The 21,561-nt window shown below is 48.9% G+C and carries 13 protein-coding genes; 3 read left to right on the plus strand and 10 right to left on the minus strand.

Features of this window, described 5'->3' with window-relative positions; translation table 11 throughout:
• Positions 1 to 27 precede the first annotated feature (27 nt).
• From ABFZ83_RS06480 to ABFZ83_RS06500, 5 genes are all read right to left on the minus strand, one after another.
• Positions 28 to 2,112, minus strand: a complete 2,085-nt coding sequence (locus ABFZ83_RS06480) for a TonB-dependent siderophore receptor (protein WP_411818622.1) — start codon at positions 2,110 to 2,112, stop codon at positions 28 to 30.
• A 386-nt stretch (positions 2,113 to 2,498) separates the two neighbouring features.
• Positions 2,499 to 3,230: an SDR family NAD(P)-dependent oxidoreductase gene (locus ABFZ83_RS06485; RefSeq protein ID WP_411818623.1), complete on the minus strand. Its 732-nt coding sequence runs from the start codon at positions 3,228 to 3,230 to the stop codon at positions 2,499 to 2,501.
• 124 nt (positions 3,231 to 3,354) lie between these two features.
• Positions 3,355 to 4,674, minus strand: coding sequence for an MFS transporter (locus ABFZ83_RS06490; RefSeq protein WP_411818624.1), 1,320 nt, complete (start codon positions 4,672 to 4,674; stop codon positions 3,355 to 3,357).
• A gap of 214 nt (positions 4,675 to 4,888) precedes the next feature.
• Positions 4,889 to 7,000, minus strand: a complete 2,112-nt coding sequence (locus ABFZ83_RS06495) for a TonB-dependent receptor (protein WP_411818625.1) — start codon at positions 6,998 to 7,000, stop codon at positions 4,889 to 4,891.
• A 205-nt stretch (positions 7,001 to 7,205) separates the two neighbouring features.
• Positions 7,206 to 8,396, minus strand: a complete 1,191-nt coding sequence (locus ABFZ83_RS06500) for an alpha/beta hydrolase (RefSeq protein WP_411818626.1) — start codon at positions 8,394 to 8,396, stop codon at positions 7,206 to 7,208.
• A 290-nt stretch (positions 8,397 to 8,686) separates the two neighbouring features.
• Between ABFZ83_RS06500 and ABFZ83_RS06505 the strand changes: the two genes are divergently transcribed.
• The 3 genes from ABFZ83_RS06505 (at position 8,687) to ABFZ83_RS06515 (ending at position 12,966) form a co-directional block, all read left to right on the plus strand.
• Positions 8,687 to 10,285: a carboxylesterase/lipase family protein gene (locus ABFZ83_RS06505; protein ID WP_411818627.1), complete on the plus strand. Its 1,599-nt coding sequence runs from the start codon at positions 8,687 to 8,689 to the stop codon at positions 10,283 to 10,285.
• A gap of 227 nt (positions 10,286 to 10,512) precedes the next feature.
• Positions 10,513 to 12,150 carry a long-chain-fatty-acid--CoA ligase gene (locus tag ABFZ83_RS06510; protein WP_411818628.1) on the plus strand — a complete coding sequence of 546 codons (1,638 nt, stop codon included), beginning with the start codon at positions 10,513 to 10,515 and terminating at the stop codon, positions 12,148 to 12,150.
• A gap of 114 nt (positions 12,151 to 12,264) precedes the next feature.
• The gene (locus ABFZ83_RS06515) at positions 12,265 to 12,966 is read left to right on the plus strand and encodes a TetR/AcrR family transcriptional regulator (protein WP_411818629.1); all 702 of its coding nucleotides are present in this window, start codon (positions 12,265 to 12,267) and stop codon (positions 12,964 to 12,966) included.
• Between the two features lie 142 nt (positions 12,967 to 13,108).
• On the opposite strand, the gene ABFZ83_RS06520 is transcribed toward ABFZ83_RS06515, so the two are convergent.
• From ABFZ83_RS06520 to ABFZ83_RS06540, 5 genes are all read right to left on the minus strand, one after another.
• Positions 13,109 to 15,310 carry a S9 family peptidase gene (locus ABFZ83_RS06520; protein WP_411818630.1) on the minus strand — a complete coding sequence of 734 codons (2,202 nt, stop codon included), beginning with the start codon at positions 15,308 to 15,310 and terminating at the stop codon, positions 13,109 to 13,111.
• Between the two features lie 14 nt (positions 15,311 to 15,324).
• A complete protein-coding gene (locus ABFZ83_RS06525) occupies positions 15,325 to 17,937 on the minus strand; it encodes a TonB-dependent receptor domain-containing protein (protein WP_411818631.1) in 2,613 nt (870 codons plus the stop codon).
• A gap of 254 nt (positions 17,938 to 18,191) precedes the next feature.
• Positions 18,192 to 19,229, minus strand: coding sequence for a FecR family protein (locus ABFZ83_RS06530; RefSeq protein WP_411818632.1), 1,038 nt, complete (start codon positions 19,227 to 19,229; stop codon positions 18,192 to 18,194).
• Positions 19,222 to 19,842 carry an RNA polymerase sigma factor gene (locus ABFZ83_RS06535; RefSeq protein WP_411818633.1) on the minus strand — a complete coding sequence of 207 codons (621 nt, stop codon included), beginning with the start codon at positions 19,840 to 19,842 and terminating at the stop codon, positions 19,222 to 19,224. The genes ABFZ83_RS06530 and ABFZ83_RS06535 overlap by 8 nt, the downstream gene beginning before the upstream one ends.
• Positions 19,843 to 19,878: 36 nt before the next feature.
• Positions 19,879 to 21,264: a hypothetical protein gene (locus ABFZ83_RS06540; RefSeq protein ID WP_411818634.1), complete on the minus strand. Its 1,386-nt coding sequence runs from the start codon at positions 21,262 to 21,264 to the stop codon at positions 19,879 to 19,881.
• Positions 21,265 to 21,561: the final 297 nt, after the last annotated feature.

A 21,561-nucleotide genomic window follows, 5' to 3' on the forward strand; every position in this document is an offset into this window, starting at 1 on the left:
TTGGGCCTGCCTGATCAACATTATTTATTAGAACCGATACGACAATGTCGCATTGAATAATTGGTCGTCGCCAAATTGACATGAGCCAAAATGACTGCACGACGAATAATAGAATTTATCGAGTAAATTCACGGCATTAACTCGTAGTTCCCAGTCCTGATATTCGGCCGAGACGACCGCATCAACAAGCGTATAACTAGGCACTTCAATATAAAGCGGTGATGCAGTATCGCCACTTGTCCGCTTACTCACATAACGAACACCAGCACCAAACCGGAATCTAAGATCGTCTCCGGCCTCGATGGTTTTGGTGGCAAAGAAGCTAGCGGTGTTTTTAGGCAGCGTATCGCGCTGTCTGTCCTCACCGGATACGAGCGTCGAGTTGTTCGCAAAACTCGCGGTGAGCGTAATATCACCCGGTACGCGGTGATCTGCCTGGACCTCAAAACCCTCTGACTTGATTGTACCCGTCTGGATACTTGTCAGCGGATTCGATGGGTCCGGACGAAGGGCATTTTTTTCTTTGATGTAATAATAGCCAACGCGTACCAATGTGGTTCCCAATGGCTGCCATTTGATGCCGCCCTCATATTGCTCGCCTTTAAGCGGAACATAGGAGTTCCCGAACTGGTTCAGACCGGAAACTGGCTCGAATGACTGTGAGTAACTGCCATATGGCGAAATCGTATCGGTCACATCAACCGTCAAACCAGCGCGGAAGGTTGTCGCCTTGGCCTCCTGATCAGCTGAAAACGTATCCGTCTGATCGACATTGTCATGCCGGACCCCAACCACTAGCGATGCGCGATCCGCGATCCGCATCTGATTTTGCGCGTAGAAACCATAAGATTTCTGAATTTGCGTCGCTTCAGGCCCAAAGGCCGCCGCAGGCGCTGATCCGTAAACCGGATTATAGATATCAAGCGTTCCCCCGCCGAAGAAGGCGAAAGCCTGAGAGGTTATTTGTTCGAAACGGGCAAAATCAGCGCCGACTAGCACTTGGTGCTCGATAAAGCCGGTGTCAAAATTAATCACCGCGTGGTTTGCAGTGTTAAACACTTTATAGTCAGCATTAATCGCAAACAAATGCCGCGCAACCGTCGTGTTGCCTGCATCAATGAATGGATCTAGCGGATTGCTGAAATAATCACCGTAAATTTCGCCATATTCCGTATGCGCATCTTGGTAGCGAGATGAACTATGGAAACTCAGCATGTCCGAAAATTCGTGATTGATAATCAATGTAGCCTGAAGGTCGCGTTTAGGCCCTTTATTGAATTCCGGCTCGCCAATTTGCGTGCGACGGCTGACCTTTTGAAAGCCGAGATCATCAGCCAGATATGTCGCTGCTGAAGGCGCATATTGTACTGGCCCTGTGTAATCCCGCTGGAACAAACCAATAAGCGTCACGTCTGTCGCGGCGCTTGGCTGCCATGTAAACGAAGGCTGGATAACCACACGGTCATCTGGCGTACCGCGCTGAACCATGTTTGCGTCCCGAACCACGCCAACAATACGCGCTGCCACGGTATCACTTAACGGGCCAGTCACATCCAATACCGCTTCTTTGCGGTCATAGGTGCCGTAGCTGATTGATGCTGAGCCGCCAAATTCAAATTGTGGACGCTTGCTCTGCATATTCACAAGGCCGCCCGAACTACCTGCCCCATAAAGCACAGCAGATGGGCCAAACAATACCTCAATGCGCTCAAGCGTATTTGGGTCTGCGCGCGGCGTATAAACGAACCCGAAGTTTCGTTTCAGTCCATCAAGATAAGTGGCGGAGAAAAAACCACGCGTATAGTTGAAATCACCCCGCGTATCATCACCACCACTCGTCACACCTGCGGTGTAGCGCAGCGCCTCACGGATGTTGAGCGCGCCCTGCTCCTTGATCTGATCAAGCGAAATAACCGTTATTGATTGCGGAATTTCGGTATTGGGTGTGTCCGTTTTGGTAGCGGTAACTGCGCGCGTACCCGTAACAACGATTTCGTCGTCTTCGCCACCTTGTTGCCCCCATGCAGGTGACGCAATGATCGCCATTGTCGCCGCCGACGCCATCAAAAGTCGCCCCGCGGACTTTGGCAGTCTGTCGTATTTTCGAGCCATTTTCGGCCCCCCTCTTATAGTCATTGCTGATTTCACAATCCTATAAGCGCAACTTGTGCGAGTGATAGTTACCAAGGGGGGTAAGGACTGTGGTCTTTGGGTAAGAATGGGCCGCATTTTCATCGACCACGCGACGAAAACCGGAAAATTCTCCAAATTGGTGGTTAATGTCGTCTACTTACTCTTTAGTAGCAGGTTTAGAGAATTTAATGACCATGATAGCCGCTTTATACTACCGCCTGACCTCGACAGAAAACCGTTGGCTAGGGTTTCACCTCACCCGTCTACGTCCTACAAAGCGTCCTGATTGGCGAGTTTCGCGGAAACATCGCTAGGCGATAATTTCAATTAGGCAAATAAATGATACGCTATTCTCTTTAGTGTTATTAAACTTGTTTAGCACCCCCATCAACACATAACTCCGTACCCGTAATAAATGACGCGTCATTACTTAGTAAAAATTTTGCAGCGGATGCTACTTCGCGAGGATGTGCCATGCGACCTAGAGGAATTGTTGAAATGATTGAGGCTTTCACTTCCTCCGGCACGGAGGCGAACATTGATGTCTCAGTCGGTCCGGGGCTAACGACATTTACCCGAATACCCTGAGGTGCCAATTCTGCTGCCCAACTCCGTGCGAATGATCTGAGCGACGCTTTCGTTGCCGCGTAAGCACTGTAATTCGGCACACCGGCTTGACCTGCAATCGAACCGATCAAAACAACCGCCCCACCACGCTCCATCGCCGGCAATGACGCCTTTAATGCAAAGACGTGATTGCGCACATTTGTCGTAAAATGGTGATCAAAATGCTGAAGCGAAAAATCATCAAGCGCTAAGGGTTCTGAAACGCCCGCATTCAATATCAACGCATCAATTTTTCGGTGTTTCTTCTGAATATCCGAAACGACGCTTTCCAAATCATCAATACGGCTAGGGTCTAAAACCACGCCATGCACATTCTTGCCGATATTACTCACGGCCATGTCGACATCATCTTTGTTACGACTGGTAATAAAAACGATTGCGCCATCTCCAACCAACCGCGCCGCAATAGCAAGGCCAATCCCCTTTGCTCCACCTAAAACGAGGCATATCTTGCCGTTCATATCACTCATATTATGGTTATCCTTGGCCATTGCGCATTACGACTGCACTCATCAGGAAGGCCAGCGCAACTGTTTTAAGGCGTTAATCAAATACCGATTGTTTCACCCGAAAGCCCGAAAGACTCTCGACTTTCTAAAATGTTTTTCGATTACTCAGAAGTAAAATGCACACGAATGAAATTGCACATGCGCAGAAGAGGTAAATCGCAATTGATAAGCCTGACTGAAATTGTTCATAAAGCGATGTTGCGATAATCGGTGCGAATCCCCCGCCAACGACAGCCCCGAGTTGGTACCCCATCGAAGCACCCGAATACCGTAAATGAGCCGGGAACAATTCTGCGAATAACGCCGCTTGCGGTCCATACATCATGCTCACAAATGCTAACTCAATCGCGATTGCTAGGGTAATCAACACGAACGATCCCGTTCCAATTAGCGGGAACAATGCAAAGCTCCAAATACCCGTAAGTATCGCACCGGTCATAAATAATTCCCGCCGCCCCCACCTGTCAGATAGCCAGCCGGAGGCAATCAGTACCGGTACCATAGTCAAACTTGCGATCATTACCGCGGAAAGCATGACGTCTTTGGGCAATTGCAGAGCCGATACGCCGTAGGTGATCACATATGTAATAGCCACATAGAAACAACAATTGTTCGCAAGAAAGGCACCCCCAGCGAGTAAAATCTCCTTCGGATGATTCAGTGCAGCCTGAAGCACCGGCGATCGTTTTTTTGACGGTGCTGAACTTTGCTCAACGCTGCTCTCAACTTTTTTGAACTCTTCTGTCTCTTCAAGCCGAAACTGAATATAAAGCCCAATACCGACGAGCCCGATACTCAACAAGAACGGTACGCGCCATCCCCATGCCTGAAAATGTTCTGGCGCAAGAGTCGCGATTAACACCAAGTACAATAGGTTCGCGAAGACCACACCGACCGGGACGCCGATCTGAACAAAACTTCCATAAAATCCGCGTTTGTCACCCGGTGCATTTTCTGTTGCCAGCAAAACCGCACCGCCCCATTGCCCGCCAACAGCGAAGCCCTGAATCACGCGCAATAAAATGAGCAGGCATGGCGCAATCGGACCTGCATATTCATAAGTCGGCAGTAAGCCAATTAATGTTGTGGCCACCCCCATTATGACCAATGCCGCAACCAAGGCTGTTTTACGACCGACGATGTCTCCAAAATGTCCAAACAGCACACCGCCTATCGGCCTGGCAATAAACCCGACCGCAAACGTGCTGAATGCTGCAATCTGCGCAATAAATGGTGATAGATTAGACGGAAAGAATAGTGTCGGAAAAACCAAGGCCGCCGCCGTTGCGTATATAAAGAAATCATACCACTCAATTGTGGCACCGGCCGCGGCTGTTATGGCCACTTTAAAATTTGATTTTTCAGTTTTCGTCGTACCCTGATCTACCACGCCGACATTTACCATCGCCAATTTCCCCACTAAATAATTTGCATGCGGTAATTTCATACCACTGTCATTGAATAACTATTGCTCGCCTATTCATTGCATCGAATAGGTACCCACTTGGCGCGTTGAACTAGTAACCTCGCAGTGGTGCAAAACTAAAATCCATGCGACGGTCTCAACGCCCTCCGGATTACTCTCAAGAACGTCGGTAATCCGGAGTGACTAATTCAATTTAGTAACGATAGTTGACCTGTATCCCGAACTCACGACTTGGCTGAAGTGTACCTGCGGCCATTGAATTTAGGACGGTGGAATAAACCAATCCACTGCCATACGCCGCAGAGTCGGTCAGGTTTCGCCCATAAAGACCAACCTGCCATTTCCCATTTGGCAGCGTATAATTTGCGTACGCATTTAACCGTCCGGCAGGACCTTGCGATACTTCGGGAAGATTGAATTCAGAAAAGTAAACTGTACTTTTCCAATCAAATCGAACACCGAGGTTCAATTCGCCGCCGTTTGCTAAAGGCGTATTATATTTTGGTTCTATACCGACCATAAATTTGGGGGCGTTCGGCAACCTATTGCCGGAAAGATCCAGATCACCAAGGGACTCTCGCGCAGGGTCGCCGGTTATAAAATTATTGAACGTTGCATCCAACCAGCCGCCATCAAGTTTAAGCGTAAACTCCGGTGTCAAATGGAGAGCAAATTCTGCTTCAGCGCCGTTAATTGTCGCCTGCGCGGCATTCGTAACGCTAGAGCCCGAACCATCCTCAACGGTGAACCGAATTTGATATACTTGTAAATTTTCATAGTTCATCCGGAACAATGCGAGATTGCCGGTCAGAAGCCCATCAAAGTAGGAGCCCTTTAGACCAAGTTCCCACATCGAATTTGATTCTGGCTCGAAGGTACTATTGTTATTGAACCCGCCCCCTTTGAAGCCGGTTGCATATTTTACATAACCCGTTCGATTATATCCAAAGTCGTATGATGTTCCGACCTCGAATGTTGGCTTAGACCAGTCCATTGCGGTTTCGGCCGTAACCGCGCCCGCTACAGATAATTGTGTATCTTGCTTTTTATCCTTGGTGTATCGCGCGCCGCCGAATATTTTCCACGCCGGAGTAATCTCATATTTTGCGTGCCCGAAGAACGCGTAAGATTCGGTATCAACTGTATTGGGGTTACCGATCGGAAAAGGAACGACAAATGGAACTATAGTGAAGCCTTCTGCATATGCGCTGTCATCGTAATAATTTGCACCAAGAATATATGTAAGGCGACTTGAGTCGTCCGAGCTGAATAATATTTCAGCCGTGGTCGTTTCCCGCTTAACAAAACGATCATAATCAATGTATTGTACGGCCGTTCCGTCCCCGTCCACAATTCTGGAATTTTCGGATTCACGTCTGGTGACTGTACCACTGAGCGAGCCAAACCCAATATCCCAATCCCAAAAGAGCCCTGTGCTCCACTCCATCAACTTCACTTCGCCCTGGTTTACGGCAATCTCGGAGTCACCGGGCTTGGCCATAAACGTATCCTCGAGCGGTACCGGAAGGTCATGCGCCACCTGCCCCGCATAGTAATATGGCGCACCAGCAGTATTGGACTCCTGATACTGACCAAGAATACGCGCGCTAAATGTATCTGTTGGTCGCCATTCAAACTGAAGCCTGCCCGCAAAGTCATTTTTATCGTTCAGTCGACGCGGGCCTGTTGGGGCAATATTTTTTACATCACCTCTGCGATAAGTTTGCTCGAAGGCAATTCGTCCCAGTAACGTTCCATCTCCACTAATTGGACCACTAGCGAAGCCTTCGACGTGCTCGCCAGCTGGCAGTCCAGCTGATGCACTAAGACCAAACTCCGGATCATCGGTCGGTGTATTGGAAATGATATTTACCGCCCCACCGGTCGCATTTCTTCCAAACAGGGTCCCCTGAGGACCGCGCAACACTTCGACCCGTTTCACATCAAAAAGGGTAGCCAGCGCCAATCCGGGATCAGCCACATACGCTCCGTCTACATGGAAACCAACACCCGGATCACTTGAAATCCCTTGTAGGTTTGTACCGATACCCCGGATCGCAATATTTGTGTTATTACCATTAAACCCAAAATGGACGTTCGGGCTTTGTGTTACGAGATCAGGAAAGGTCTGAATATTTGCTTCCCTCAACTGCTCACCACCATATGCAGAAACGGCAATGGGTGTCTCTACAAGGGTCTCTTCCCGGCGAGACGCAGTAACAACAACCTGATCGTGATTGGTTGACGCATTGGCGACATTCTCGGTTGTAACATCTTGTGCAAACGCCAATCCCGCTGCGCTCATGACACCTACAGATGCTGCCGAATACAAACTTAATTTATATAAATTGAATTTTGTAGAATTATAGAACATAAACAATTGCCCCTCCCTATGGACACTTTGTTACAATTTCCCTCGCGCTTTATTATGGTCGCGCCTATTTTCGATTAGCGCCTATTAATTCGTATCGGCACTAATTGAATTTCTTCGAAGTTGTTAAACTGCAATTTTATGAAAGTGTTCTTTTTGTGAAATAAGCCAGGTCAGCTGCAGTATCCTGACTAATGTCAGTACACCACGCAGGAAAGACTTCCACCGCATGCGTCGTACCCATAACCTGCCGACATCGTGCGGAAACCCCGGACCGTAAAAGTAGCCTATAGAACTCCACCCCCTCATCACGCAAAGGGTCACATTCGTTTACGCTTATGATTGTTGGGGGAAATCCTTCCACATCCTCTTGCTTAGCAAATGCGGGCCAGGCCAAGACGTCTTGAGATTGAAACGCCTCAATACCGTAGGCCATCAGCCCACGATTATTATAAAGATGCAGAAATATGCCGTTATTTTCGATTGTTGATGGATATTTTGGGTCTGGGTATTTTCCCGCAATATAGGGGCACATGGCATATAGCCCCTTGATCAGGTCAAGCTTTTTCTCTCGCTTAAGCGATAACCCCGTGGCGAGAGCGAGATTTGCCCCGCCACTATCACCAGCGATCACAACCGCATCCTCATCAATGTTGAGTTGTGCTGCATTGGCGCACAGCCACTTCAAACCGCTCACACAGTCATTTAAACCTGCGGGAAATGGCGCAACTTCAGGTGAGGATGAGGCGCGCAAGCTATTGCGGAAGTCGACCATTGCAACGGCAACACCCTGAGCGGCGATAATGCGGGCCCATGCCTGGTAATTTCCATCAAAGCAGGACCCCGTCATCATGCCGCCACCATGTATGTAATATACACACGCTAGCCGATCAGCATTATCAGGCCGGATGAAGCTTATCTTTACCGAGTTTCCATCGGGGTCGGATTTGAAGGTCAATACTCGTTGCGACAACCCAGCAGAGGGCGCGACTTCTTCCGTGTTCATCTGAGCACGCGATGCTTTTAACGCCTCTGCTCGCTCTGCCGCTGCTTCACTCTCCTGTTCAGCAAGTAGATCTTCGCGACTTAATACATCCGTACCCGGCGTGGCGCGCAACCGCTCACCTAAAGCCGACTTGATCCGCGGATCAATTCGCGGGTCGATGAGAGGATTTCTTGTCGGCTGTAAATTTGAGACACATCCCCCATCGCTCGCCTCATTAAGGGGCGCCTTCGCGCTGGCTGCACCAATAGCCACCCCTGAAACGGCACCGCCAATTAACAATTCGCGACGACTCGGCGCGCGCAGCGAAATCGAAGATTTTGCCATTTTCCATCCCTTTTATACCCTCGGCTTTGCCGCCGACGTGACTTCGTTTCTCGAGTCACAATCGAAGTATGTCTCCAAATCAAACTGATTTCAACTTATTTCTTTTCTCAAAGAGAAATAAGTTGTTGACAGCCACGGGCCGCCACTTCAATAGTAATTGCAGGGACTTATGCAGCTTAACGGCCGCCCTCCACGTCGCAAACTATAAAAGCGACCACAAAAAAAACCGATTGCACAGCGATAAAAAATCGGGATTGAGGGGCACGCTGATTAAACAGGGAGGAATATAGATGCTGTTTCACCGACGCGAATTGCTGGGTAAAGGAATTGCTCTTGGTGCGAGCTTAACGGTGCTGGGCGGAAGAGCGTCGGCAATTTCAACAAAGGACTTATTTCCAATTGTCGAAACTGAAAACGGGAAACTAAGAGGATTTACAAGCGGCGGCGTTCACGCCTTTAAAGGCGTTCGATATGGTGCCGACACATCGGGGAAAAACCGGTTTATGCCCCCGGCCCCACCCCCAAAATGGGCAGGCATTCAAGATGCTTTAGACTATGGTCAGGTTCCGCCCCAAGGGCCTGATAGTCGTATTCGCGATTACGCCGGTCTCATTACGTTCGATGTGTTACCGGGCGGTATGGGCGAGGATTGTTTAAATCTGAATATCTGGACACCTACATTAGATCAGAATGCCAAGCGACCAGTAATTTTGTCTTTGCATGGTGGCGGGTTTTCATTCGGGTCGGGCAATCAATCCGTGTTTGATGGAGAAGCTCTTGCGCGATACGGAGATTGCATTGTTGTCACGGTCTCTCATCGCCTTGGGGCTTTTGGGTTTATTAAATTATCCGATCACGATAAAAATTTCGCCACATCCAGCACCGCTGGCATGCAGGATCTCGTTGCAGCTTTGCGCTGGGTTAAAACAAATATCGAATCCTTTGGCGGAGATCCAAATCGGGTTTTGATTTTTGGTCAGTCCGGTGGCGGGGCAAAAACCTCAACGCTGATGGCTATGCCCTCGGCGCAGGGGTTATTCCATCGAGCCGGGGTAATGAGTGGAAGCCTGCTGCGCTCACAATCTCAAGAAACTGCACAGGAAAACACACACCTCCTAGCCAAAGAACTAGGAATAGGAAAGCGCGACCTTGCGAATAAACTTCAACAGCTCTCGTTTCAGGACCTGCTCGCAGCTCAGCTAACGATTACAGCCATCCCCGGTCGGCGATCAGAACGGCAATTTGCTCCGTCCATCGATGATGAATTGCCTACAGATCCATTTGATCCGAGTGCGCCTGATATATCAAAAGATATTCCAATGATTATTGGCACAACGTTAGATGAATGGACCTTCCTGTCTGAAGAATTCGACCTAAGCGAAGCAAGTTTACTCGAAACCATTAACGAAAAGGTCGGCGAAGACAACGCCGCTGACCTATTATCAATGTATCGCGACGAAGATTTTTCTGCGAGCCCTTATATCATCCAAGGCAGATATCTCGCCGATTCAGTGACACGGGTGAGAGCAAATCTCCAAGCAGACCGAAAGGCCGCACAAGGCGGCGCACCTGTCTGGACATATCTGTGGTCGGCCCCAAGTCCCGCTTTTGGTGGTCGGTACGGCGCAACACATTCTGCTGATCTCGGCCCTAGCTTTCGCAACCCGCAAACACCCCTAAGTGGCGCAACCATCGAAAGCGCCCGTCTGGCTGATCAAATCTCGTCATGCTGGGTATCCTTTGCAGCAACGGGAAATCCGAACCATGACCTCATTCCTCACTGGCCAAACTTCAACAGTGAGGATCGATCAACCCTGATATTTGATCGCAGAACACATGTAGAGAATGATCCAAGGTCATCTTTCCGGACATATTGGGAAAGCACCTAACGATATCTTGGGGGCATCCTACCGCGAGCGATGAAATACATCTTCAACCAAAAGCGTTCTTATGAATAAAGGCTTTTTCTCTGCCCAACAGCGCATTGCAGCGCTCGTTTAAATTAGATGTCGAGTAAATCGATGACCGAAAATGCTTGGAAAACATAGTTGTCGCTTGGTTGTCGGCTGGATACTAAGATATAATCAGTGAAGGGAATATTATTTTGCTAGGACAAATGCAGTCGTGGGGGCTAACTGTCGATAAATTCCTCGACCACGCCAAGAAATGGCATGGTCAACGCGAAATTGTAACGCGCAGCATAGAAGGTCCGATAACACGCACGAACTATTTCAACGTCCATGAACGCGCAAAGAAGCTTTCAAGTGGGCTTATTGATATGGGTATCAAGCCAGGTGACCGCGTTGGCACGCTTGCGTGGAACACGTCGAGACATCTTGAAGTTTGGTTTGGGACAATGGGAATTGGTGCTGTTTGCCATACCCTCAATCCGCGTTTCACGGCGGATCAATTAGCCTATATTATAAATCATGCTTCGGATCTTATAATTTTTACCGAGCACGCTTTCCTTCAGCAACTAGAGTCGATCAGAGAACGCATTCCGAGCGTAGAAAAAATTATCGTTCTCTCCGACTCTTTGCCAGATAGCGAATCCAGCACGTCGGTAATCAATTACGAAAGTCTGATTGATGGCGGAGATACGGATATCGAGTGGGGTAATTTTCCAGAGGATACCGCCGCCGGCCTTTGCTATACCTCCGGCACAGTTGGCAATCCCAAGGGCGTATTATATTCGCACAGGTCGAATGTTCTGCACACCTTAGCAAGCTCCTCGACTGATATTTTTTCCCTCTCCGCAAGAGACGTTGTATTGATATCTGTACCAATGTTTCATGCGAATGCATGGGGCTTGACATTTCTTTGTCCAGCGATGGGTGCAAAGATGGTGTTACCGGGCCAGAAGCTAGACGGCCCCTCACTCCACGAACTCATCGAAACCGAAGGGGTTACGTTTTCAGCCGCCGTGCCCACAGTGTGGCAAATGCTTCTCACGCATCTGCGCCAATCTAAATCTAAACTAACGTCACTTACGAGAATACTCGTTGGTGGTGCGGCTGTCCCCGCTTCTTTAGCACGCGCATACCAGGACGAATTCGGCGTCAAAGTAATTCACGCTTGGGGTATGACGGAAGTTTCACCGATTGGAACGGTTAATACCCCAACGGCCGAAACAATTACCCTGAGCGAAGAAGAACAATTTCGCGCTTCATTAAATCAAGGCCGCGCGACGATGTTGACGGATATAAAAATCGTTGATCAAGACGGTGAGGATCTTCCTCATGATGGTCTAGCTTCTGGGCGTCTGATGGTTCGGGGGCCCTATGTCGTTGATCGATATTTCGGCGACGCAGCAGATACCGAAAGACTTGATGACGAGGGCTATTTCGACACCGGCGACATCGCAACGATTGATAAGAACGGGTTTATGAAAATCGTCGACAGGTCAAAAGATATAATAAAATCTGGCGGAGAATGGATATCATCGGCAGAGATTGAGACGCTCATTCTCTCGCATCCTCATGTTGACCTCGCCGCCGTGATTGGCATACCCCATGAAAAGTGGACAGAACGGCCACTTTTGGTGTTAAAGTTGAAGACCGACGCGGAGCGGACCAAAGAGAGCTTCTTATCCTTTTTGGACGGAAAAGTCGCTAAATGGTGGGTTCCTGATGACGTTGTCTTCGTAAACGATATGCCCGTAGGACCGACAGGCAAAATAGACAAGAAACTCGTTCGGCAATCGCTTGCCGGCTACAAATGGTCAGAAAACCCGGCGACACATAGCCGCCCCTAGGCGGCTATTGGTTCTCATCGAACTCCACCGTACTAGTTCGAAAATAAGAAAATTCATTGACCCGTATAAAAACAGAGAATTAAGCAGGTCGGTAGACAAACAGGAATTCAAGCAGTGGAATCGAAACAAAAACCAGTCAGAAGAAAGACACGCGGTAAAGTTCAAGCCGCCCGACGCTCTGCCTCGATGACGTCAATTTTGAATCATGCCGAAACTGTTTTTGCAATAAAAGGATTTAACGCCTCTTTCAAAGAAGTCGCTCAGGAGGCCGGCGTCGATACCGCGCTGTTACGCTACTATTTCGGCAATAAGAGTAAGCTATTTAAGGCTGTGTTCCAACGTCGCGCGCCGAAAATCAATGACCTCAGACTTAAAGCAATGGCGGAGTACCGTAAAACTTGTAACGGCGAAATGACGTTAGAGGGAATTATCGATGCATTCGTTAGGCCATCTCTCGAAATGTCCATCAAAGACAAAGGCTGGCGAAATTACATGGCGATCGTTGCCTATGTGAACAGCTCCGGCGGCGAGCTAGACCAATTAATGTCGGAAACGTTTGACCATGTATCTCAAGAACTAATTTCTGACATGAGAAAAATTCTAGTCGATGCTTCAGACCAAGAATTATACTGGGGATATCACTTTCTAACGGGTGCCTTCACATTTTCACTGGGTCAAACAGGACGTATCGACATACTCTCTCAAGGCGAAGTCTCATCAAAAGATATGGCCGCCATTGCCGATAGACTACCGGTATTTATCGCTGCTGGCGTTCGCGCGATCTGCCAAGGAAATATGAAAAACATAACGACATAAGCTGAAAACTATCGAATGTATTTTCCATTGGAAGGTCTATTCAGCCTATTACGGCCCATAATACACCGCTGGAGACGACTAACGGCAACCTTAACGTTACTTATACTCTCTATACGTATTTTTTAAACTAATTAGATACTAATCAAAATTCGCAATATGTAATCATCGCTGCTCCAGGTTTATTTTCCCGGCAACTTTCGTCACGCATCTCGCGCCAGCGCTCAAATTGATCATGCTGCGCCCGCCCTTCACCTTCGATTCCTAACATCCAGAACAAAAACCAATCCAGATTTCTCTGCGCAATTTCCTTTTTGCGGGTCGGTTCACTAACATTGTGACCTATCTTCGGATAGACAACGAATTCCGTCGGCATTCCCGCAAGGTGCGCGGCTTTAGGTGAACCCATCATAGAGATTGCCTGCGACTCGACTCCCGCCTCAAACAGCGCCGCCGTATCGAGTCCATCGAAAAAGAATACGGGAGAGGTTTCCAAATAACGTTGAGGCGACTGATAAAGCCCGGCTCCCCACAGTTTATGATAGCCCTGTTCGTAAAGGTAACCGGGACTAAAAATATAGGTGAGCATATTGTTCTGCGGTCCCTCCCCGAAGGACGCCGCGACAAATTTCTTGAATTTCGTCATGACCAATGCGCCTAACCACGCCCCATGACTGTGCCCAATTATTCCGAGACGGTGTGGGTCCGCCAGATCAGCGTCGATCAATGCCTGAATGCCCAGGATCACATCTTCGGGTGCTCCGACATCGGAATGTTCTGGATTAGCGTGATTATAGCCAAAACTATCGGTCCCACGATAATTCGGAATGAATACGGCTATGCCGTTCAGCGGAAAAACCTCCAGCGGATACGGCCAGATTCCGCCATATAATGTATAATATTGTGCAAAGGCATTCGTCATGGGCATCGATGGACCACCATGCAAAAAGGTCAGCATAGGTACCGGTTTCTTCGTCGCATTCTTGCTAGGCGGCGTCAGAAGCCATCCCTGTATTAAAGCGCCATCTTCCCCTTTCCACTTCACCTCTGTAACAATCGGCATTTTCTTTTTGTTAATGCGGTTGTTGAGGTTCGTGATCTGTACGACCTCGTCATTTCGCCGCACAAAAATCTCCGGCGCGCGCGCTATGTTTTCATTGACGAATGCAAGTACGGTCTTATTCGCATCAAACTGAGGCAATGCAATATCACCATCAATGTTTCCTACTTCTGGGATCGGTTTCCGCGCATTTAAGGAATAAATTGATCTCTTCGCGTCGCTGATCGCTGATACGAATGGGTCACCCTCGTCAAATTGAGATATCCGTGCACTGGTCGGGTAAAAGGTTACGTCATGCCACCCATTTTCATCATTCGATGAAAGCGCCTTTTCAATTGAAACGCGCCGCCATTCCCGCTGGCTTCGCCAAAATCCAGAAGTTCGGTTACGGCGAACAAAAATCTCCTGATCATCGTTCGTCCATTCTCCCCCTGTATAATAGACAGTCTGACTATTCTCCAGACCATGATTTGCTGCCCCAATCGCGAGAAAATCCCGGCTTTCAATATCGAACACGCCTATACTGGTGTAGAGACTTGCGAAGGGATTATCTGTATTCGGATCATCTAAATATCTAACCGATAATTTGTCGCCGCTTGATGACCATTCAAACCCGGTCACCACACCCGGGATATTCGCCTTGCTGGGTTTTCCGCCAATGCGCGTGATCCACAACGACCGTGCCGACGGCTTTCCCGCCTCGCGAAAATGTGGGCTCACAAAGTGCGTGAGCCTCGTTTTGAGGTGATCAATCACGACGCCTTTTTCGCCGCTATGTAGCTGCTCATAAAGGGTTGGTTGACGGCTTTCTTTTGCTCTATCGGATAAAGATATCCATGCGAGCTTTTTTCCATCATTGGAAAATTTATAGGAAATAACGCGTTGCGTACCGTCTGTAAGCCGTGTCGAATTCCGCGCGTTAATATTCGTCTTAAATACCTGCGGGGTACCATCTACCGTAGATATATAAGCCAGTTCATGCTTGTCAGCGATCCAAGAAAGGTGGCGCGCGTCCTGCGGCACGGAAACCCGGAGCGGTTTCTCATTCGCCGCCGCTTTTTGAATGACGATTTGTCGCCCAGTGACCGACATAGTTTGTTCGGGCGGTTCGACAGCGTAGGCAAGCCACGCACCATCAGCAGAGAGCGCCAATTCCGACACCCGCCGAATTTTGGCATAGTCATCTATTGTAAAAGGCTCGGGATCTGAAGCGGCGGCGTTGCCGCCAGCTCCAGAAATCATGAATGCAAAAATTACAAACCAAGTTCTCAGCTTGCTGAATTGCATTTAAGCGTCGCCTTTTAGAATTGAGTTGAGAGTTCAACTGAAACAAAGCGACCCAAGGGTGACGCATTTGTGGGGTCGTAGCCGAAAAGCGAAAATGTCGGCGCATCAGGCGTGCTTGGTGGGTCCCGGTCAAAAAGATTGGAGACCGAAACGCGAATTTTCGCGTCGCCTAACGCAGACATAAAGGATGACTCCCCGAACGCATAAGACGTCGACAGATCAATCGTCGTGTACGAGTCAACAGTTTGGGAATCCGGTAGATTGTCGTATTTGTAGCTATTTGTATGGTTCACGAACAAATTCGCGTCAAACCCACCATTCGAATAACCCACGCGCCCTCTCAATCGGAGGTGTGTCGGATTGTACAACGTGTCAATTCTATTGACGGATGCCGATGTTGGGCTGGCTTGTTGTTTGTAATGTAACAAATACGAACCAGACAGGCCAATTGCAAAGTCGCCTACCGATGATTCATATTGGTATCCCGAGTCAAAATCGATCGTCTGTACCGAATTCAGTGAAAGATTCTGTGTCAGCTGCACTGAACTAATGATCTGTGCATCGGCCGCATCAACATCATCTTCATACGTAACAACACGAGACACACCGGCCATGATCGCGTTGATTTCATCCAATGTCGGCGAGAAAACAACAATTCCGGGCGGGAATGCAGCGGGATCATTGAACGCAATATTCGGTGCATCAAAGACGCTTCGGTTACCAGGAATGGGCGTGTTACCGAGGCGGTTCGCATATTTAATGTCGAGGAACGTACCCGTAAGCGTAAAAATATGGGGGCCAACCTCATGATCGAAATTGAAACCGGCTGAAAACGTCCTCGATGTTTCCGCTGACAAATTCGGTGCCGTACCAGAAATGTAAATTGCCGTTACATCAGCGATGGACGGGTCTGCCGCCGTCAAACCGATGGCATTATTGATGAAACCGGTCGTTGCAACAAATGCCGCATAATCGGTCGCGCCAACATAGCCAAGCGGCGGCGGGCTAAACGAGCGCCCATACGATCCGCGGAGACGAAGCTGTTCGATCGGTGCCCATAGAACGCCGACTTTTGGCGTCAATTTTGTTCCAAAATCGGAATAGTCTTCGAACCGTGCCGAGGTGCTAATCTCTAACCGGTTTACACCCGGAACGTTATTATCCTCAGAGACCAAAGGCGCGTAGAGCTCGCCAAAGACACCATAAACGTTTCGGTCGGCCGCTCGTTGCACTGTATCCGTATCAATTCGCTCATTAGAGAAAGACTCTTCACGATAATGGCCACCGACGGCAAGTGAAAGATCGCCCCCCCAAAGCGCGAATAATGCACCCGACGCTTTCGCATCCATCGTCCATAGTTTTGAATCGAGCGATGTATGCCACGATGAATCACCGGTTGTCGGAATTTCACCGTCGGTCGTACTGAACGCACCGGATAAGTCCACTGACCAATTTGAATCGACATCCCATCTCAACGCACCTGATGCGTGAATTGTCGTGGTGTCGGGTAGAATTTTGAAACTATATGTTCGACCCGAGGTGTCCCTGACGCCTTTTCGGTTGCCATATAAAAAGTCTGCTGAGAACTCCAGATTCGGCAGTAATTCCTGCGACCCCGAAACCAAAACAGAATGGCGCTCTTGACTCGGGAATAGATCATTCGGCAGGTAAGCCCCCTGCGAGAAGGACCGATCTTCCGCGCTCAGATTACCGCGATCGAAATATTCATATGAGACAAGCGCGTTACCGCTATCCCAATTTTCACCTAGCGTTACGCTAGCGCGATATTCATCAAGATCACCGCGGGTATCGCCACCATAACGCGCAGTCGCTTCGATACCGTCGAAATCATCGCGCAAAATATAATTGACCACACCAGCAACGGCGTCACCGCCATAAATTGATGCCGCACCATCGGTCAGCATTTCGACGCGCTGAATTGCGGAAGCGGGTATCAGTGAAATATCGACAAAGTTACCAAGACCTGATGCCGGCGCGATACGCTGGCTGTTCAATAGAACAAGTGTACTGCCCGAACCCAAGCCGCGTAAGTTCGCACTCGATCCATAGGTCCCTGCACGGCCACTATTGTAGCTTGCGCTAAAATCATTAGGCAGGCCGCCGACAACGGTCGCATTTGACCCACCACCAAAATTTTGCGGAATTGTTTGCAGGAAATCCTGAAGCGTGGCCGCACCAGTGATATCCAGATCGTCTCGATCGAAGGTCATGGTTGGCGAACTATCCGGCGCTATGCCGCGAATATTCGTACCCGTTACAATAACTTCGTCGCGTTTATTCTCGTCTTCTTTTTCCTCACGAGTTTCATCGCTGATTGTTTCGACATCCTGGGCGTTTGCCACGCCGAAAGCCAAGCTAGCAACCCCCGCTAATAATGTAGTCTTCATTTTACCGTCCGCCATTTGCCCCTTAGGCTCCTGCTTCTTGCGTGAGACGACTATCACCTCACTCTCAGTCAGGTCGGCGGAAAATTCAGTATTGCGGAGCAACCCATCAAGAGCTTCGACCACGGTCATTCTGCCCACAACCGGATTGGTGTTTGGGCTATCAGCCAATTCATAAGGATAAAGTGAGCCGACACGTGCTTGGCGTGATAATTCAGTCAACGCCTCACCCAGAGTTTCTTGATTTATTTCAAAATCAAACTCTCGCGGCGGTTCTTCTGCTCGGACAATATCAGCACACGTAAGAATGCAACACGCAAAAAATATAATTGCATGCCCCCACCCTATTATCTTTGCAGAGCCCCTATGCATTGGCCGCGCGGATCAAATCCCTTTCCTTTTCGCCGGCCTCATACTCAAAGGACTGACGAAATTTTTAAATCCTCGTATTCCATTAACATTTTTTTGCAAAATTTTTATGCATCTTTCGATAGAATGATTTTTCCTTTTTCATCACGCTTCGCCTTAATGCCAAACGCCCGCTCAAGTGAGTCGAACATCCCCTGTATATTTCCGGCTTCATAAGATCCGGCGATCGGCAACAACTTTAGCTCTGGATCGGCGATAGATATCTCAAGATCGGTATAGCGGCTCATCTCGGCGACGACATCTGCCAATGGCTCGCCAGAAAAAGCCAAAAACCCATCGCGCCACATTAGCTTTTTCCGAACATCCGATTTATCCAATTTTTCACGGCGCGCCAATTTTTCATCGAACACAGCACTCTCGTTCATAGAAAGCGCAGTAAGGGATCGCCATTCCGCGTCTATTTTTTTCTCTTTCGCCTGAGCCGTATTCACATCTTGTGTAAACAGCTCGACCACCCCTTCCGCGACCGTGACCTCTACTTCCTCGCCCCGCAAACGGACCGTAAATGCGGTTCCTACGGCTTGAACCAAACCTTGATCTACATGCACCTGGAAAGGACGGTGTTTCTCTTTCGCGACTTCAAAATGCGCCTCACCTTTGGCTAAGCGTATAATTCGCGCCGCGCGATCAATGTCTACCGCCACTTGCGTATCGGTGTTCAAGATCATGATCGATCCATCAGCAAGTTGAATTGTTCGTTGCTCACCAATAGCCGTACGAAACGCATCTTCTTGGCTGCTCGGTGCCCAAGGTCCTAGCCCAAAAACAAATGCGGAAATGACGACCATCAATGATGCCGCGATCGCGCCAGATGCCATTATCCATTTTTTGGCAACTGGAACGCCACTGCTTTCCACTTTCAATGGATCAATTCGGTTATACTCTTCGAGCAAATCCGCCACGTCCCACATATCGGACATGCGCTCAAACGCCTGACGATGCCGCGTGCTTTGCTTAATCCACGCGCCAAAATCCAGACGCGTCTCTGTCGTCATCGCGTCATCTTCCAAACGCATGACCCAAAGCGCGGCCTCCTCCTCTATGAGGTCGTTGTCAGGTAATTCAACTACATTCTTATCATTCATGATCAGGCGTCACTTTCGCTTCCCTAAATGAATCTTTTCTATTTATTACGCCGCCCTCTTTTGTCTTAATTGCCCCGAATTCGTGCGGATCGTAGCCCAATTCCCTCATACGCCGACTACATTTTATCAACCCCTGCGCGCCATGCTTTTCGACAGAGGAAACAGATATTTCCAGGCGCGCCGCAATTTCCTTAATTGGTAGACCTTCAATTTTCCGCAGTATAAAGACTTTCCGGCAAACTGGTGGCAATTCAGAAATCGCAATCGTCAATGCATTCAGCTTGCGCCGGCCATCCCATATTTCCTCGGCGTTGTTTCCAACTTCGTCCAGTGTGTTATCGTCGCCGCCAAAATCCTCTAGATAGTCGAAATCTTTACTCTTGCGTTTTGCTAACTCAGTTAGGGCAGCATGCTTCGCCGCTCTGAATAGCAGTCTTTTTGGGTACCGAACCTTTGTTCTCGCCTCTGTGGCAAAGACCTTGATAAAGGCTTCTTGTGCTACATCATCAACATCCTGCGGCCGCGAAAAATAGCGGTATAGGTACTTCTTTATTGCCTTCTCGTGACGCAAGTAGCTTTCCAGCACCTTGCTCATTTGAGATTTACGTCTCATGCCCCCGCCCTACACCGCGTACAAAATTCGATACAATTAGTTGGCTCCGCTCACATTCGAATAGATTCTTATTATCTCTCCCGACGATATATTGTTATCCGTCATTCCATCAGCGGCAAGGCCCAAAAACCACTCACCATCAAGATACTCAAACGAATAAGCTATAGCTTGCGTCTCAATCTTCTGCACCTCATTCCAGTTTTCCAGATCGCTACTCGAAAGAATAATTGCCTGATAGTTTTCCGCATCGAACGACGTGCCGAGCACATAAACCTCGCCTTCCAAGATCAAGACGTCATTGATATGCGGTCGCCCCGGGATTTTGACGATGTCGACATTCCCGTTTTGCGTTAACCGATAAAGATTACGGTGCGTGAATGACCACGCAGCTATAATTTTATCCCACCAATTTCTAAAATGAACATTTGACTGATAAATCGGAGCCAAGGGAAAGTCACGTAATTGCGGATTAATCGGCATACGGTCGAGTTTCGGAGTGTATAGCACATCTCCACCGAACGGCACTGCCCGCGAAACCGTTAAACGTAAGTCCGCATCTCCCATATCCGGAAACAGATCTGTGTCATGGAATTGTAGGTGCCAATTTTTGTCTAATGTCCAGTACCCATTCCGGGCGCTCGATTGCGCAACGAAAAGTCCTTCGCCGAATTCGGCCATTCGCCAATATCGGTAAGCATCCCTGCTTTCTCCATGAGAAACAGGTAGTCGCATCCATGACACACCATTATCGGTCGATCTATACAAGCCGGCAAAACCATTGCTGTTCTCGACAACGCCGGCGGATGCCACGATTGCACCCTGAAAACCAATTACGTCAAACACGTGGACTGCATGTTCGAGGTTTCGATATTTGAACCATCCGTCATTGTCGAGGGCGTATATATTTCCATACGCCCACGGATCTTTTGGATCGATATCCGGCACATAAAGGCGACCGTCTATTTCGCGGAAGAACTCGATGGCCTCTCCGTAAACCGGTTGCTCCTGTGCGATGCGGATATTAGCGTTTTCTTCTTTTGGCTTTTGCCAATAGAGCGACCAAATTGGTACCGGGCCCTGATTTAACCCCCAATCACCACCGCCGAAATAAATGCGCTCTCCTTTGCCGCCAATCGTCGCCGTTTCCATATCCCAGACACTGCGCGCATAGGCATGTTCCGCAGTTGGCTCAGGCCAACGATCAGCGTTTGGATTGCCGACAATCTCGCAGTCATAGGTCTGAGCATGCTGTCCGATTAATCGACAGGTGGACCCAACCGTTTTCGGCGAATCGGTATGCTGGGCATCATTCGTCGCACCCGCCAGCAACAAGCGATCCGCGGGGTCTTTCGATAATTGAAACGCTATAATCCAGACGCCAATCATGGACGCCACGGCAGCGAAAATTGGAATAGCCCTCACGAAAAACAGCCCTCGTAAACTCAGAATTGACGAAAGCGGCTGGATATGCCGCTCTCCCGACACAATGACTGCGGAATTCACAAAACCCGTAAGGCAGGAGCGGATTAATTTGGATTTCGCATAAAATTACCACGAGCGGAGAAGTTCGCAGAACACCGCCAAACCGCACGTCTGCTCAGAAAATCGTCTTTAGGAAAGGACTGAATGGTGGACGGTGCAGTCTGCCGCTAATGCTGCTTTGCGTCTTGGTTTTCAAAAACAGGATATTTACAGGGAATTTGATCGAATCTGGCTCGG

The organism is Hyphococcus formosus, from assembly GCF_046736345.1.
GTDB lineage: Bacteria > Pseudomonadota > Alphaproteobacteria > Caulobacterales > Parvularculaceae > Hyphococcus > Hyphococcus formosus.